This window comes from Herbidospora sp. NBRC 101105 (assembly GCF_030269205.1).
Classification (GTDB): domain Bacteria; phylum Actinomycetota; class Actinomycetes; order Streptosporangiales; family Streptosporangiaceae; genus Herbidospora; species Herbidospora solisilvae.
In genome coordinates this window covers 313,835-328,116 of sequence record NZ_BSSX01000003.1, presented here as the reverse complement: position 1 = coordinate 328,116, position 14,282 = coordinate 313,835, and the positions used below count along the sequence as shown (strand labels likewise).

The 14,282-nt window shown below is 71.6% G+C and carries 12 protein-coding genes; 4 read left to right on the top strand and 8 right to left on the bottom strand.

Going from position 1 to position 14,282, the window contains the following annotated elements; translation table 11 throughout:
* Positions 1 to 32 precede the first annotated feature (32 nt).
* The gene (locus QSK34_RS15410) at positions 33 to 1,010 is read left to right on the top strand and encodes an aldo/keto reductase (protein WP_161480895.1); all 978 of its coding nucleotides are present in this window, start codon (positions 33 to 35) and stop codon (positions 1,008 to 1,010) included.
* A gap of 4 nt (positions 1,011 to 1,014) precedes the next feature.
* On the opposite strand, the gene QSK34_RS15405 is transcribed toward QSK34_RS15410, so the two are convergent.
* Both QSK34_RS15405 and QSK34_RS15400 read right to left on the bottom strand, forming a co-directional pair.
* Positions 1,015 to 1,659, bottom strand: coding sequence for a response regulator (locus QSK34_RS15405; protein WP_285584634.1), 645 nt, complete (start codon positions 1,657 to 1,659; stop codon positions 1,015 to 1,017).
* Complete coding sequence (locus tag QSK34_RS15400) at positions 1,656 to 3,653, bottom strand: sensor histidine kinase (RefSeq protein ID WP_285584633.1); 1,998 nt, start codon at positions 3,651 to 3,653, stop codon at positions 1,656 to 1,658. The genes QSK34_RS15405 and QSK34_RS15400 overlap by 4 nt, the downstream gene beginning before the upstream one ends.
* Positions 3,654 to 3,800: 147 nt before the next feature.
* Here QSK34_RS15400 and QSK34_RS15395 point away from each other — a divergent pair, with 147 nt between their 5' ends.
* A complete protein-coding gene (locus tag QSK34_RS15395; RefSeq protein ID WP_285584631.1) occupies positions 3,801 to 4,397 on the top strand; it encodes an acyl-CoA synthetase family protein in 597 nt (198 codons plus the stop codon).
* 35 nt (positions 4,398 to 4,432) lie between these two features.
* Here the strand turns inward: QSK34_RS15395 and QSK34_RS15390 are convergent, their stop codons facing one another.
* Entirely contained in the window at positions 4,433 to 7,564 is a 3,132-nt protein-coding gene (locus QSK34_RS15390; RefSeq protein ID WP_285584629.1) for a glycosyl hydrolase family 95 catalytic domain-containing protein, read from the bottom strand.
* Positions 7,565 to 7,771: 207 nt separating this feature from the next.
* Positions 7,772 to 8,830 carry an NAD(P)/FAD-dependent oxidoreductase gene (locus tag QSK34_RS15385; protein ID WP_285584627.1) on the bottom strand — a complete coding sequence of 353 codons (1,059 nt, stop codon included), beginning with the start codon at positions 8,828 to 8,830 and terminating at the stop codon, positions 7,772 to 7,774.
* A 96-nt stretch (positions 8,831 to 8,926) separates the two neighbouring features.
* Here QSK34_RS15385 and QSK34_RS15380 point away from each other — a divergent pair, with 96 nt between their 5' ends.
* Positions 8,927 to 9,811, top strand: a complete 885-nt coding sequence (locus QSK34_RS15380) for an RNA polymerase sigma-70 factor (protein ID WP_285584625.1) — start codon at positions 8,927 to 8,929, stop codon at positions 9,809 to 9,811.
* On the opposite strand, the gene QSK34_RS15375 is transcribed toward QSK34_RS15380, so the two are convergent.
* From QSK34_RS15375 to QSK34_RS15365, 3 genes are all read right to left on the bottom strand, one after another.
* On the bottom strand, positions 9,753 to 10,883 hold the full coding sequence (locus tag QSK34_RS15375) for a glycosyltransferase family 4 protein (RefSeq protein ID WP_285584623.1): 1,131 nt from the start codon (positions 10,881 to 10,883) through the stop codon (positions 9,753 to 9,755). The two genes, QSK34_RS15380 and QSK34_RS15375, sit on opposite strands and share 59 nt — an antisense overlap.
* A 200-nt stretch (positions 10,884 to 11,083) precedes the next feature.
* Complete coding sequence (locus QSK34_RS15370) at positions 11,084 to 12,385, bottom strand: FAD/NAD(P)-binding protein (protein ID WP_285584621.1); 1,302 nt, start codon at positions 12,383 to 12,385, stop codon at positions 11,084 to 11,086.
* A 50-nt stretch (positions 12,386 to 12,435) separates the two neighbouring features.
* Positions 12,436 to 13,446, bottom strand: coding sequence for an LLM class flavin-dependent oxidoreductase (locus QSK34_RS15365; protein WP_285585299.1), 1,011 nt, complete (start codon positions 13,444 to 13,446; stop codon positions 12,436 to 12,438).
* Here QSK34_RS15365 and QSK34_RS15360 point away from each other — a divergent pair.
* Positions 13,376 to 13,681, top strand: a complete 306-nt coding sequence (locus tag QSK34_RS15360; RefSeq protein WP_285585308.1) for a hypothetical protein — start codon at positions 13,376 to 13,378, stop codon at positions 13,679 to 13,681. The genes QSK34_RS15365 and QSK34_RS15360 overlap by 71 nt on opposite strands.
* Here QSK34_RS15360 and QSK34_RS15355 read toward each other — a convergent pair.
* Positions 13,671 to 14,231, bottom strand: a complete 561-nt coding sequence (locus QSK34_RS15355; protein ID WP_285584619.1) for a hypothetical protein — start codon at positions 14,229 to 14,231, stop codon at positions 13,671 to 13,673. The genes QSK34_RS15360 and QSK34_RS15355 overlap by 11 nt on opposite strands.
* Positions 14,232 to 14,282: the final 51 nt, after the last annotated feature.

The window sequence follows — 14,282 nt, the reverse complement described above, 5'->3', positions numbered from 1 at the left end:
GGACCTGCAGATTCCACTATGGAAGGAAAGACGTGGAACACCGCAGACTCGGCCGGACCGGCCGTGACGTGTCCGTGGTCGGCCTCGGCACCTGGCAGCTCGGCGCCGACTGGGGCGACGTCAGCGAGGAGACCGCCTTCGCCGTCCTGGAGACCGCCGTCGAGACGGGCGTCGACTTCTTCGACACCGCCGACGTCTACGGCGACGGCCGCAGCGAGCAGTTCATCGGCCGCTTCATCAAGGACCACCCCGACATCCTGGTGGCGACCAAGATGGGCCGCCGGGTCGAGCAGACCCCCGAGAACTACAACCTCGACAACTTCCGCGCCTGGAACGACCGGTCGCGGCAGAACCTGGGCGTCGACACCCTCGACCTGGTCCAGCTCCACTGCCCGCCCACGCCGGTCTACTCGAGCGACGAGGTCTTCGACGCCCTCGACACCATGGTCGCCGAGGGCCGCATGAAGAACTACGCGGTCAGCGTGGAGACCCGCGAGGAGGCCCTGAAGGCGATCGCCCGTCCGGGCGTGGCCAGCGTGCAGATCATCCTGAACATGCTGCGCCTCGGCCCGCTCGCGGAGGTGCTCCCCGCCGCCCGCGAGGCCGGGGTCGGGATCATCGCCCGGGTCCCGCTGGCGAGCGGCCTCCTCTCCGGCCGGTACGACACCGCCACGACCTTCCCGGAGAACGACCACCGCAACTACAACCGCCACGGCGCGGCCTTCGACGTCGGCGAGACGTTCTCGGGCGTCGACTTCGAGACGGGCCTGGAAGCGGTCCGCCGCCTGGCCCCGCTGGTCCCCGAGGGCGCCACGATGGCCCAGTTCGCCCTGCGCTGGATCATCGACCAGCCGGGTGTGAGCGCTATCATCCCGGGCGCCAGCAACCCGGGCCAGGCCCGCTCGAACAGCGCCGCCGCCGACCTCGCCCCCCTGAGCGGCGAGACCCTGGCCGCGGTCAACGAGATCTACGACGAACTGATCGCTCCCCAGATCGGGAACCGCTGGTAGCCGTCTAGCGGCCGAGGCCGGCGTCTCTCGCTCGGATGATGGCCTCGGCTCGGTCGGCCGCCTGGAGTTTGCCCATGACCGCGTACACGTGGTTGCGGACGGTCTTCTGGGACAGGAAGAGGCGGGCGGCGATCTGGGCGTTCGAGAGGCCGGCCGCGACCAGGTCGAGGATCTCGTGCTCCCGGGCCGTCAGGGTCGGGAAGGTCTCGCCCGAGGTGGCCGGGGGGCGCGGGGCGAGGAAGTCGGCGATGCGGCCGGCGAGGACGGCGCCGAAGACCACGCCTCCGCCGGCCACCGTCGTGATGGCGCGCACGACCTCGTCGGGTTCGGCGCCCTTCAGCAGGTAGCCGCGGGCGCCGGCGCGGAGGGCGTCGAAGATGGTGCCGTCCTCCTCCGACATGGTCAGGACGACCACGCCGGTCTCCGGGCGGTCGGCCAGGACGCGGCGGGTGGCCTCGATGCCGTCCATCTCGGGCATCGAGACGTCCATGACGATCACGTCAGGCTCTTCCCGAACCGCCCGGGTCACCGCTTCGGCGCCGTTGGCGGCGGTGCCGATGACGTCGATCTCGTCGATGCTGCCCAGCAGGGCGGCGAAGCCCTCGCGGAACACCGGGTGGTCGTCGACGACCAGGACCCTGATGGTCATACCGTCACCTCGTCGCGGGCGGGCAGGCTCGTCAGCACGCGGGTCCCTCTCGGCTCCATCGGGGCGACCACGCAGGTGCCGCCGAGTTCGGCGGCGCGTTCGCGCATGGACACCAGGCCCACGCCGGTCGTCGTGGCCGTTCCCAGGCCGACGCCGTCGTCGGTGATCTCGACGTTCAGGACGCCGTCGGCGCGGGTGAGGGTCACCGTGCAGGTCGTGGCGCGGGCGTGGCGGCGGACGTTCGTGACGGCCTCGGCGGCGATCCGGTAGGCGGCCACCTCGACCGCCGCGGGCAGGCCCGTCAGGTCGCCGTGTTCCTCCACCCGCATCGTGAGGTCGGGGGCGAGCTGGCGGATGGCCCCGACCAGGCCGACGTCGTCGAGTGCCGGGGGGCGCAGGCCGTGGACCAGGCGTCTGACCTCGGCGAGCAGGCCGGTGAGCTCCTGGCGGGCCTGGCCGAGGATCTGGTCGGCGTCGTCGCCGGAGCGGCGGGCGGTGATCCTGGCCATGTCGATGCGGGCGGCGACGGCCGCCAGGGTCGGGCCGAGGCCGTCGTGGAGCTCGCGGCGCAGGCGGCGGCGTTCGTCCTCGACGGCCGAGACGATTCTCTCCCGGCCGCGTTGCAGCTCCTCCGCCAGGTGGACGGCCCGCGCCGCCGCCGCGGCCTGGCGGATCACGTCGGCGAGCAGCCGTTCGTCGCCCGACGTCGGGCGGGTGACCCGGGCGGGCAGCACCAGCCGGCCGACGCGTTCTCCCCGGTAGGCGATGGGCAGCGCCCGGGTCTCCGCCGGGCGTTCGCCGTCTTCGACCAGGAGCGCGTCGGTGATCTCGACGCCGACGTACGACGTCCGGAACGCCCGCCTGACCGTGCGGGCCAGCGTGAGGAGCTGCGCCTCGGAGTCGTCGGTCGCCTCCAGCCGTTCGGCCAGGCCGGAGACCACGTGGTAGGGGTCGTCGCGGTCGCCCACGACCCAGCGGCGGACCAGCCGCTGCAACCGGTGGCGCAGTTGCGCGTAGCCGATGGCGACCGCGAACACGGCGATGACCAGGCGTTCGCCGTCGTTCAGGCGGGAGCCGAGGTACTGCCCGGCGCTGCCCAGCACGACCAGGTCGAGCACGAAGGTCAGGGCCAGCAGGAGGGCGTACACGACGGTTCCGCCGAGCAGGCGGTCGACGTCGACCAGGTCGGGCCGGACGACCCCGACCGCGACCGCCGCGGCGGTGAGGACGACGCCGACCGTGAGGCCGATCGCCGTCCACGAACCCGGCAGCAGCCGGAACGTCAGCATGACCATGAGGTCGACCACGCCCGCCCAGACCAGCCAGCGCAGCCGCGCCCGGTCGAGCCCGGCCGACGCGCGGTAGCGCCGGACGACCACCACGAACGGCGCGACCAGGCTCAGCGGCACGCAGAGCTGGGCCACCCGCAACACGACGGTCCAGACCTCGTCGGGCAGCGGCAGATAGAGGAGGTCGAGGTCGACGCTGCGCAGGGCCGCCGGAAGGGGGCCCGGTTCGGAGGTGGCCTGGGCGATCCGCGACGGCGCCGCGACCAATGCCAGCGGCAGCAGGCTCGTCAAACCCAGGCTGACGAGCGAGACCACCCGCCACCGGCCCGTCGGCAGCCTCCCCTCGGGGAACAGCAGCAGGAGCAGCGGCAACAGCAGCAGGAGGCCCGCGCCGAAGCGCTGGTAGATCAGGAAGGCCGCCGAGTCTCCCGGCAGTCCTTCGAGCGTCGAGTAGGCCAGCCACGACGACGCCAGCCCGTCGAGCGCCCACCAGGCGCCGAACACCGACATCAGCCGGCCGAGCGCGTGCCGGGGGAACCTGCCGAGCACGACCAATCCGGCCGTCGCCAGCGCGATCCCGGCCAGCGCGTCGAACGCGCCCGGCTGGAGGACCAGCCCGGCGCGATGGGCCGCCGGGACCCGTACGTCGATGAGGGCCGCGGCGGGCAGGGCGGCCACCGCGACCGCGAAGAGCACCTTCCGCACCAGGAAAGTGTCCCGCAGCAGGTCAGCGAAGTCCCTAGGACTCGTGTCCCATTTGTACCGGGCACCGGAACAGGACGCCGTGCCCTGACGGTCCGGGCCGCCCGATCCGCAGCATGGTCGTCGTTCCCGAGAGACGAAGGACGCACGATGACCCTCACCGCCGCCCCCGCCGAGACCGAGACCACCACCCGCAGACTGGCCCTGGGCCTGTCGTCGGGTGCGCTGGTCTGGTCGGCCGCCAGCCTCTTCTACGGCTTCCAGCCGACCACCGACCTGGGCTGGAAGCTCACCGACCTGGGCGGGCTGGCCTTCCAGTTCGGCCTGATGTGCCTGCTGGCCCTCATGATCCGCACCCGGGCGACCGGGACGAGCCGGCTGGCCCGCGGCATGTTGCAGGCCGAGCGGGTGCTGCTGGTGCCGGCGATGGTCTGGAGCCTGCTGCACGCCCTCCTGCCCGGCCAGCGCGACGCCGACTGGCTGGCCATCCTCGACGTCTTCTGGCCGCTTTCGATGCTCGGCATGTTCGTGATCGGGATCAAGGTCGCCTTCGCCGGGCGCTGGCGCGGCCTGGCCCGCGTGTGGCCGGTGGTCGCCGAGAGCTGGGCCGTGGTGACGATCCCGGCCATGGGCATCCTGGGCCCGGAGGTGGGCGACGTGGTCGGTGCGACGCACCTGCTGGTCGGCTACGCCACGCTCGGCCTGATCATCGCCTTCCGGCCGGAGCTGGTCCGTACGGAGAAGTAGGAAAGGGGCGCCCCGCCCGGGACGCCCCTTTCACGTCAGGACACCGTGAAGGAGTCGACGTCGAACAGGGAGCCCGCGCCTCCCGTGAAGACCAGGTAGAGCGGCCCGGAGGCCGATCCGGTCAGCGTGGTGGAGACGGTCACGTGGGTGTCCCAGCCGCCCGTGGGCGCCACCGCGACCGAGCCGAGCAGCGTGCCGGTCTGCGAGCCCGACCTGATCTGGATGGTGCCGCCGGCCCCGGCCGATGACACCCGGGCGCTGAAGTTGCGCAGGCCCGAGGTGTTCACCCCCGAGTAGGCCGTCCAGTCGCCGTTGTCGATGTAGCCGACCGAGTATCCGCCCTGGGCGCTCGGGTGGTCGGCCTGCTGCACGCCGCTCATCGAGGTCCAGGCCTCACCCTGGACGGTCACCGGCTGGGGACCGCCGCCGGTGGTCGACACCGTGATGGTGTCGACGTCGAGCAGACTGCCCGCCCCGCCGGAGAAGACCAGATAGAGCGGGCCGGAGCCGGTCCCGGTCAACGTCGTCGACACGGTCGCGAACGTGTCCCAGCTTCCGGTGGGCGCGACCGCCACCGAGCCGAGCACGGTCCCGGTCGGCGATCCGGCCCTGATCGTGATCGTGCCGCCGGGGCCGCCCGAGGAGACCCGGGCGCTGAAGGTGCGCAGGCCCGCGGTGCTGACCTGCGAGTAGGCCGCCCAGTCGCCGTTGTCGATGTAGCCGACGGTCTGGCCGCCGCTGGCGGTGGCGTGCCCGGCGGGCTGGACACCCGACTGCGAGGTGAACGCCTCCCCCTCGACGGTCTGGGTGGTGCCGCCGCCGCCCGTGGTGAAGCTGATCGTGTACGTCTTCCCTGCGGTCGCGTTCCAGCTCAGCGTGTCGCCGGTCCGGGTGGCGGTGACGGTCGCGCCGGTCTCGTCCTTGACCGCGTAGGTGCCCGTGGCGGCGGCGGTGCGGACCTTGATCGGGTTGGTCCGGGCGGTCCGCAGGGTGATCGTCTCGGCCGCGCCCGACTTCCACGTCGTGTCGACGGTGATGTCGCCGCGTGCCTTCAGGCCCGTCACCGAGCCGTTGGCCCAGGTCGACGGCAGGGCGGGCAGCACGTGCACGGTGTCGTGCTGGCTCTGCAGGAGCATCTCGGCGACGCCGGAGGTCGCGCCGAAGTTGCCGTCGATCTGGAACGGCGGGTGGGTGTCCCACAGGTTGTCGAGGGTGGACGACTTGAGCTGCTCCGACAGCAGCTTGTGGGCGCGGTTGCCGTCGAGGAGACGTGCCCAGAAGTTGATCTTCCAGGCCTTCGACCAGCCGGTGCCGCCGTCGCCGCGCGCGTTCAGCGAGACGCGGGCGGCGCCGGCCTCGGCCGTGCCCGGGAGGATCTGGTTGCTCGGGTGCAGCGCGAACAGGTGGGAGACGTGGCGGTGGGTGTCGGTCTGGGAGTCCCAGTCGGTCTTCCACTCCTGGAGCTGGCCCCAGCGGCCGATGCGCAGGCCCGGGTCGAGCCGCGACAGCGCGGTGGTCAGCTCGTTCTGGAGCGCGGTGTCGACGCCCAGGGTGCGGGCGGCGGCCAGGGCGTTGGTGAAGACCTCGCGCACGATCTGCTGCGACATCGACGCGCCCGCTGAGAAGTCGCCGTTCTCCGGCGAGTACGACGGCGAGACCACCAAGCGGTTGTCACGCGGGTCGACGTGCAGGAAGTCGAGCCAGAACTCGGCCGCGCCCTTGATCGCCGGGTAGGCGGCGTTGCGCAGGTAGTTGACGTCGCCGTTGAAGCGGTAGCTGTCGTAGAGGTGCTGGGTCGTCCAGGCGGCGGCCTCGGGGAACCAGAACGACTGCGGGTAGTTGTGCACGCCGGTGAAGCCGTAGGGGTTGGTCTCGTTGTTGACCACCCAGCCGCGGGCGCCGTACATGTTCTGGGCGGTGACCCGGCCGGGGGCGACCATCGAGTTCACGTAACGGTCGTAGGGCCGGGTGGTCTCGCGGAGGTTGGTCTGCTCGGCCGGCCAGTAGTTCATCTGCAGGTTGATGTTGACGTGGTAGTCGGCGTCCCACGGCGGGTTCACCACGTTGTTCCACACGCCCTGCAGGTTGGCGGGGAGGATGTCGTTCTCCCGCGAGGAGGAGATGAGCAGGTAGCGGCCGTACGCGAAGAACATCGCCTCCAGCGCCCGGTCCTGCGTCGAGGAACCGCCGGTGTAGTTGGCGCGCAGCGTGTTGGTCGGCACGGTCGGGTTGGTCTGGCCGATGTTCAGCTTCACCCGGTCGAACAGGTTCTTGTAGTCGGCCAGGTGGGCGGCCTTCAGCTCGTCCCAGCTCTTGGCCGCGGCCGTCGTCACCCGCGAGGTGACGGCGGCGGCCGGGTCGGCGCCCCGGTAGGTCGGGTAGACGTCGGAGTAGTTCGTGCCGGCCGACAGGACCAGCAGCACGCTGTTGGCGCCGGTGACGGTGACACGGTCACCGGCGTCCGTGCGCGTGCCGCCCTGGTTGACGACCTGGACCTGGCCCTCGAACTTGAGCCCGTTGTTGGCCAGCGTGCCCTTGATGGTGAGCCGCCCGTTCGAGGCGGTGACCGTCTTGTCGTTGCGCGGCGAGGTGTGCCGCAGCGTGAACGACACCCGGCCGGTCTGGTTGGCCGAGATGCGGGCCACGATCACGTTGCCGGGGTTGCTGGCGAAGTACTCGCGGGTGTACTCGACGCCGCCCGCCGTGTAGCCGACGCGCGCGATGGCCTCGCGGAGACTGAGCTCGCGGCGGTATTCGCTGGTGCTGGTGGGCGGGTTGGCGAAGTCGAGGAACAGGTCGCCGAAGGTCTGGTAGGAGCCGAAGTTCGTCTTGCCCTGGCCGAGAGCGTTGGCCACGGTCTGAGGAGTGATCCGGCCCTGCTGGTCGATCTGCGCCTGGATGTTGTCGATGGCCCCCGGGCGGGGGGAGGTCCAGTTGCCGTGGTTGTAGCCGCCCTGCGCGCCGGGGCCGCCGGTCCACAGGGTCTTCTCGTTGAACTGGAGCTGCTCGGAGGCGACGCCGCCGAACACCTTGGCGCCCAGCGGGCCGTTGCCGATCGGGAGGGCCTGCGTCTCCCAGTTGGTGGCCGGGGAGTTGTACCAGAGGGTCAGGTCGTCGGTGGGCGGCAGGGCCAGCGCGGACGCCTGCGTCTGGGTGACAGCGGTCATACCGGCCACCATGGCGAACACCGCCAATCCGGCGATGCATAATCTTCGGCGCACGGGTCCTCCGGTCAGGTGAGGGGGGTCAAGTCAAGGAAATAGCATCGAAACAACCCTGAAACAAGGCTTGGCATCCGATGTTTCCTCGACTATCGGGCGATTCCTGACCGGTTGATCCCGTCGTTGTGGCTCACAGATCGGATGTATTTCGAGTTATCTGAACGGGATACCCGCCTTCGCCCCGAAGACGGTGCCCCGCGTGACCTGCTCCTTGAGCACCGCCCCGGTGCGTCCGGCCAGGTAGGCCCGGCGAGGAGAGTCGTCGAAGTGGGTGAACTGGGCCACCGCGTCCGCCCGGCCGAGGCTGACGCAGACGGCGACGAACCGCACGACGTGCGGGGTCAGCTCGCGGCCCTGGATCGTCCGTGCCACGTTGAGGGCCGCTGTGGCGCCCTGAGGTTCCGAGGCCTGGCAGGACATCCGCGCCCCGGGCACGGCCGCGCAGTCGCCGGCGGCGAAGACCCGCGGGTCGTCGACGCTGCGCAGGAACTCGTCGACGACGAGGCGGCCCTCCTCGTCGACGGTCAGGCCGCTGCGCGCGGCGAGGTCGGGGACGCCCGAGACGATGCCCCACAGGGTGAGGTCGGTGGCGAGAGCCGTACCGGACCGGAGCACGACCTGCCCGTCGGCCACCGCCGTGACGCCGTCTTCGACGACCTCCACCCTGAGCCGGTCGAGCCCGGCCCGCACCCGGCGCCGCGGCCCCTCGGTGAAGCCGCCGGCGACCGCGGTGCCCACGAGGCGGACCCGCAGATCAGGACGGGCGGCGGCGATCTCGGCCGCCGTCTCGATGCCCGTCGGGCCGCCGCCGATCACCGTGACGACCGCCCCGGAGGGCAGCGTGGCGAGCGCGGCGCGCGCCTGTTCCGCGCCCTCCCAGGTGCCGGCGGGGATGGTGCCCGGCATGGGCTGGGCCGTGCTGCCGACGGCCAGCACCGCGAGGTCGAATTCGAGCGAGGCGCCGTCGTCGAGCGTGACGAGCCCGTCGCCGATCTTCTCGACCGTCCCGATCCTGGTCGTGATCCCGGCGCGCAACATCGACGTGAGCGGGGCGTGCGCCGGGGAGGTGCCCGACACCCGCTGGTGCAGGCGCACCCGCTCGACGAAGTGGCCACGCGGGTTGACCACTGTGATGTCGGCCTTGGTCTTCCTGGCCAGGATGTTCGCCGCGTAGGTGCCCGCGTATCCGGCTCCGATCACCACGATCTGCATCGCCGTCTCCTTGTCTCGACTGCCTCGGACAGGAGATGCTCGGCGCGACTTCTTTGTGACATGTCACGAAACGACCGGTTCCGGCATCTCATGGATATGACCGATTCCGCGACGGAGATCTTCGTCGCCCACCGCACCCTGCTCTTCACCGTCGCCTACGAGCTGCTGGGCTCGGCCGCCGACGCCGAGGACGTCGTCCAGGAGACGTGGCTGAAGTGGACCGGCGTGGACCTCTCGGCGGTCCGCGACCAGCGCGCCTATCTGGTCACCATCGCCACCCGGCAGGCCCTCGGGCGGCTGCGGGTCCTGGGCCGCCGCAAGGAGACCTATTTCGGCCCGTGGTTGCCCGAACCCCTGCTGACCGCCCCCGACGTCGCCGAGGACGTCGAGCTGGCCGACAGCCTGTCGACGGCGATGCTGCTGGTCCTGGAGACCCTCACCCCGACCGAGCGGGCCGTCTTCGTGCTCCGCGAGGTCTTCGACTTCGAGTACGCCGAGGTCGCCGAGGCCGTCGGCAAGACCCAGGCGGCGGTCCGGCAGATCGCCCACCGCGCCCGCGCCCACGTGGCCGCCCGCCGCCCCCGCGGCGTGCCCAGCCGGACGCAGGCCAGAGACGCGATGGCCGCCTTCCGGCAGGCGATCGAGACGGGGAACCCGCAGGCCCTGCTCGACCTGCTGGCCCCCGACGTCGTGCTGCTGGCCGACGGCGGCGGCAACGTCCAGGCCATGCACCGGCCCCTCGTGGGCGCGGACAAGATGATCCGCTTCTACGCGGGCATCCTCCGCTCCTACGGCGCGATGATGACGCTGGAACCGGTCGAGGCCAACGGCTGCCCGGCCTTCCTCGCCTACCTCGACGGCGTCCTCGACGGGCTGATGTCCATGCGCGTCGAGGACGGCCTGATCACCGAGGTCTACTACGTCAGGAACCCGGAGAAACTGTCCCGTCTGGCCGAGGAGACGCCGCTGAGCACGCGGTGAGCAGTTCCTCCCACTGGGGGCCGATCGCGGCGATGTCGTACTCCTTGGCCGTGACCAGGCCGTTCTCGGCCAGGTGGGTGCGCAGATCGGGGTCGGCGATGAGGCGGCCGATGGCGTCGGCCATGGCGTGGATCTTGCCGGCCGGCACGAGCAGGCCGTTGTGGCCGTCGGTGATGATCTCGGCCGGGCCCGTGGGGCAGTCGTAGGCGACGACCGGGACGCCCACGCTCATGGCCTCCAGGATGGTCATCGGCATGCCCTCGCGGCGGCTGCTGAGCACGTTGATCGACGCCTCGGCCAGCACCGCGCCCACGTCGGTGGCCGGGCCCATGAGGCGCACGCAGCCGGTCAGCTCCTTCTTCTCGATCGACGCCTGGAGCTTGTCGTGGCGGGGTCCCGAGCCGTAGATGCGCAACTCCCACTCGGGGTGGGCGCGGTGGACGTGGGCCCAGGCGCGGATCAGCAGGTCGTAGCCCTTGACGTGGGCCAGCCGCCCGATCGCCACCACGACCGGCGCGGTGCGCCGCGCCGTCGCGGCGTTCAGCTTGGGCACCGCGTTCGGGATCCGGACCAGGTGGGCCGGGCGCTTCTTCAGGGCCTTCCGGTACGACCGCAGGTCGGTCTCGGTGAGCGTGGCCACGGCGGTCAGGCGGCCGTAGCGGCGGACGATCTGCTTCGTGGTCTCCTCGCCGTGCGAGGGGAGGTTCGCGTGCTCCTGGCCGATGGTGATCACCTCGGGTCCGGCGAACCGGGCGATCAGCAGGTTGAGGGCCGGGCGGGTGCCGATGAGGACGCCGCCGCGGCGGGTGCGGATGTAGCGGGCCAGGGCGAGGTCGGTCTTCAGGGTGAACCAGTGGGCGGCGGCCTCGTCGGGCGGCGTCAGGCGGCTGCGGAAGCGGTTGAGCACCCCTTTTCTGCCGTTCACCCGATCGTCCAGATAGGTGATGCGCACGCCGGGCGGCGGTTCGAAGAAGAATTCCGGGAGTTCGCGTACGACGCTGACGATCTCGACGTCATGCCGTTCGGCCAGGTGGGCGGCCAGGTTGAAGACCGTTCTGATGGTGCCGCCCAAACCGTAGGCGTGGAGCAGGAGAATGCGGATCTCGCGTGTGTCGGGCGGTGGCGCCTTTCTGGCCCGTCGCTGATCGCGTTTCTCCAGGAGTCGGATGACCGCCCGTCGTAAAGCTCCCGAAATCGGCAACATTTTCCCCTTTGAAATGTGTGATTTCCCCGCTATTAAGACGCGGTGAACACACAATTCGCTTATGTGATCTAGATCACACTTGGGCAGCGCGCGATCGCGTCGATGACGTGGGGGGCGAGTGTCGCGGCCTGACCGCGGATCTCGGGGACGGCCGTGGTCTCGTAGCGGCTGCCCCTCAGCACCGGCCCGAGGGTGACGAGCCGGTCGTCGGCGCGGCCGACGGCGTCGACGAGGCGGCCGCGCGCGTCGGCCTCCACGCCGAGCCCGAGCCGGTCGGCCCGCACCAGGCCGTCGCCCATGAGCCGGGTCAGCAGCGGGTCGCGGGCGCAGACCGAACCGGGCCCGGTGGCGTTGACCACCCAGGAGACGGGCAGGTCACGGTCTTTCAGGTGCACCGTCACCCCGTCGGCGCGGGGGGTGACCCCGTCGACGCAGCCGCTCAGCACCTTCAGCCGGCCCGACGACCGCAGGTTCTGGATCTTCGCGGCGGTGACGGGCGGGATCCGGTGCCGGTGGATCTCCCAGTGGCGCGCCGCCAGCGCCAGGAACCGGCGCTGCTCCCTCAGCGGGAGCCGGGACCACAGTTCCGGCACCCGCGGGCGCAGCCCGTCGACCACGCCCCGCCAGTCGTCGTCGGAGGCCGCCTCACGCACCGCCCGGAAGAGCACCCGCAGGGTCAGCGGCCCTTCGGGCAGCGTGACGTGGCGCGGGGTCACCGGCCCCTCGACGTGCACGCGGGGCAGCAGGCCGTGCCGCGACACCGCGTAGACCGTGCGGCCGGGCACGCGGCTGAGCGTGACGGCCATGTCGACCATGGTCAGGCCGGTGCCGACGACGAGCACGTCGCCGTCGGCGACCTCGCCGAGCGCGCCCACCGCCCAGGGGTCGTTGGTACATCGTTCGCCGGGCAGCCGCAGCCCCGGGGCGGCGTTGCCGGTGGCGAGCACGATCGCGTCGGCGTCGAAGCGCCTCCCGTCGGCGAGGCCCACCCGGTAGGGCCGCCGCGAGACCGTCGCGACCTCACCGGTGACCCGCTGGACGGTGCGCTCGGGCCCGTCCTGGGCACGTTCCAGAACCTCGCGCAGGTAGTGACCGTAGGTCTGCCGGGGCAGGAAGGCGCACTCCGGCGCCCTGGCCCAGCGGACGAAGTCGTCGGGGTCGTGCTGGAGGGCGCTCATCTTCGCGGCTGCGGCGTTGAGGAGATGCGCGGGGTCGGTGGTGGAGTAGGCCTGACCGAGACCGTGCCGGGCGTACCGGTCGATCAGCACGACGCGCAGCGGGAGACGGCGGGTGCGTGCGTTGTGCAGCAGGTGAACGGCGGCCAGGGTGCCACTGGCCCCACCGCCCACGACCACGATGACGGGAGTCATGCCCTCAGGATAGGCAACTTTACCTACCTCTTTTATAGGCAATCTCGAGTTCACGCCCCGGACACGTGCGGCAGAACCTCCCGGCCGAGCCTGGCCACGTTCTCCAGCGTCCTGCGGTGGTCGCCCGCGCCCTCCACCAGGAGGATCAGCCGGGTCAGGCCGGTCGTCCGCAGCGTCTCGCGCATGACCCGCACGCAGTGCTCCGGCGAGCCGACCGGGTGGATGCGGCAGAGCAGGTCGACGTAGGCGTCGACGTCGCGGGCGGCGCGCGGGCGGCCGTCGACCGGGACATAACCGGCCAGACCGGGGCGCAGCCATCGGGGCATGGCCCTCTTGAGCTCGGCGACCGCGTCCTCGGTCGTGTCGGCGACGAAACCGACGGCGGCCCCGACGTGGTCAGCCGTCTCCGCGCGCGGCGGCGAACAGCCGGTCAGCGCCCGGTCGTGATACCGGGCGAGCATGGCGGCCTTCTCGTCGTCGCCGACGTGCATGCCCAGCAACATCGGCAGGCCGCGCGCGGCGGCCAGGTCGGCGGTCTCGTCCGAGGTGCAGGCGACGACCGGGCGCAGGCCCGGCGGCGAGGGCGTCATCGGCACCTCGCGGAAGCGGAAGAACTCCCCGTCGGCCGAGACGCTCTCCCGGGTCAGCGCCGCGCCGAGCAGGTCGAGCGACTCGGCGAAGCCCCGCTCGAACCGGGGCAGGCCGGTGCCGAAGACCTCCAGGTCGACCCACGGCCCGCCCCGGCCCACGCCGAGTTCGAAGCGGCCACCCGACGTGTGGTGCAGGATCGCGGCCTCCTCGGCGAGGGCGACCGGGTGGCGGGTGGACAACACGCTCACCGCCGTCCCGACGCGGATGCGCGACGTGCGGCCCAGGGCCACCCCCGCGAGCGTGACGGCCGAGGGGATCACGCCGTAGGACATGAAGTGGTGTTCGGCGAGCCAGGCGTCGTCGAAGCCGGCCCGCTCGGCGGCGACGACCGTCTCGACGGTGTTCCGCAGCACCTCGCCGGAGGTCTGGCCGGGGAACAACGCGCCGACCAGGAAGATCCCGATGCGGATCAGCGGCCTCTCCTTCTCCGTGGTCGCGGCGGGCGGCAGCCCTCCCTCTGATGATCGTCGTGTCGACCACGACCGCAAGAGCTGTCCCGACGCCGAGCATCTGGAGGAAGACGACGCCCGGATGCCGGGGCGCGTCTTCCAGGCCACGAAGCCGCTCGTGGCGGCGGCGGGCCCGGCCGAGATCGCCGAACTCAAGCGGGTGCTGAAGGGTTGCCTGACGTCGCTCAGCGCGTAGGAGCGCTCAGACGGCGGCGCCAGACGAGCACGCCGAGCACCGCCAAAAGGGCGGCGCCCACCCCCCAGGTCAGCGACGCCGACGACCCCTGGGTCTTCATGGCCACCGGCGCGGGGGCGGCCACGGGGGCCGAGTCGGTCGCGCACACCAGCGGCCGCGCCTCGCCCCCGCGGGCCGCGCAGGAGACCACGGCCAGGCGCTTGAGGCCCGGCGTCAGCCGCTGCACGTCCATGGTCACGCTGAACGTCACGGTCTCGCCGGCCTTCAGCGGGTGGATCCAGTGCACCCGGCCGTCGGCCGCCTTCCCCGGCGGCGACGAGGAGACCAGCGTCAGCGCAGGGTCGATCGTCTGGCTGATGTCGAGGGACCTGGCGTCACCGGCGCCGGTGTTGACCACCGTCGTCGTGTACGTCAGCCGCTGCCCCTGCTTGATCGAATCGCTGCCGCCCTCGACCGCGATGGTCAGCTGGGCCTTCGGTTTCGCGTGCGCGGCCGGCGCCGCGACGAGCAGTACGGCGATTATTCCCGCGGCTTTTCCCCAAAACGCCATGGTCCCCCCAGAGGCCGGCGGACGGATATTCCGCCGGCCATTCTTCCGGCC

Excerpts from the sequence above, each read along its gene's own strand:
- QSK34_RS15385 (WP_285584627.1), bottom strand. The coding sequence starts at position 8,830 with ATGCAGATCGTGGTGATCGGAGCCGGATACGCGGGCACCTACGCGGCG.
- QSK34_RS15395 (WP_285584631.1), top strand. The coding sequence starts at position 3,801 with ATGACCCTCACCGCCGCCCCCGCCGAGACCGAGACCACCACCCGCAGA.
- QSK34_RS15370 (WP_285584621.1), bottom strand. The coding sequence starts at position 12,385 with ATGACTCCCGTCATCGTGGTCGTGGGCGGTGGGGCCAGTGGCACCCTG.
- QSK34_RS15405 (WP_285584634.1), bottom strand. The coding sequence starts at position 1,659 with ATGACCATCAGGGTCCTGGTCGTCGACGACCACCCGGTGTTCCGCGAG.
- QSK34_RS15355 (WP_285584619.1), bottom strand. The coding sequence starts at position 14,231 with ATGGCGTTTTGGGGAAAAGCCGCGGGAATAATCGCCGTACTGCTCGTC.
- QSK34_RS15390 (WP_285584629.1), bottom strand. The coding sequence starts at position 7,564 with ATGACCGCTGTCACCCAGACGCAGGCGTCCGCGCTGGCCCTGCCGCCC.
- QSK34_RS15380 (WP_285584625.1), top strand. The coding sequence starts at position 8,927 with ATGACCGATTCCGCGACGGAGATCTTCGTCGCCCACCGCACCCTGCTC.